The sequence below is a fragment of the Nitratidesulfovibrio oxamicus genome, from assembly GCF_015731765.1.
GTDB classification, from domain to species: Bacteria; Desulfobacterota; Desulfovibrionia; order Desulfovibrionales; family Desulfovibrionaceae; genus Cupidesulfovibrio; species Cupidesulfovibrio oxamicus.
This window is the reverse complement of sequence record NZ_VRYY01000797.1, coordinates 1-524: the sequence shown is the minus strand read 5'-3', so window position 1 is coordinate 524 and position 524 is coordinate 1. Positions and strand designations below refer to the sequence as shown.

The 524-nt window shown below is 73.5% G+C and carries 1 protein-coding gene; it reads right to left on the bottom strand.

Features of this window, described 5'->3' with window-relative positions; translation table 11 throughout:
• Positions 1-524: magnesium and cobalt transport protein CorA (locus FVW20_RS18625; RefSeq protein ID WP_504739171.1), on the bottom strand; the 524-nt coding region annotated here is incomplete at both ends.

Below are 524 nucleotides of genomic sequence, written 5' to 3'. Positions count from 1 at the left end.
TGGGCAGCGCGCCCAGCACCGCCGCCGCCCTACGCGCATCACGCGCGGCCAGGTAACGCAACACGGCCACGGTCACGGCCAGCCCCTCCGCCGTCAACAGGCGGGCCAGGGGCACGGCGGGAACCCCCAGCAACGGGGCGAACGGTTCGGCCTCGCTCCTCCCATCCCCATCACCGAAATCTCCCGCCGCAAACTCCCCGCGTGCGGCAGCCGCACCTTCCCCGCCGCCCTCATGGAGCACCTCTTCCGAGCGTGCTCCCGGCGCGCGTGACGATGCCCGAGGCACAACCGGAGCACGAAGCGTCTCGGCCTCCAGACAAGCCCGCACCGTGCGCATGTCGTCCGGTCCCAGGGCCCGCATCAGCAGGCGGCGCACATGGGCCTCGCCTTCCAGTACCAGATCCTCCGCGCCCGCCACGCCCGCGCCGTCTTCGCGCAGCACGGCCTCCACCTGTTCCGCGTACAGCGAGCCCGGCCCGCGCCCCAGACCGCGCATGACCCGCACGAAGCGGGCCGCCGCTTCT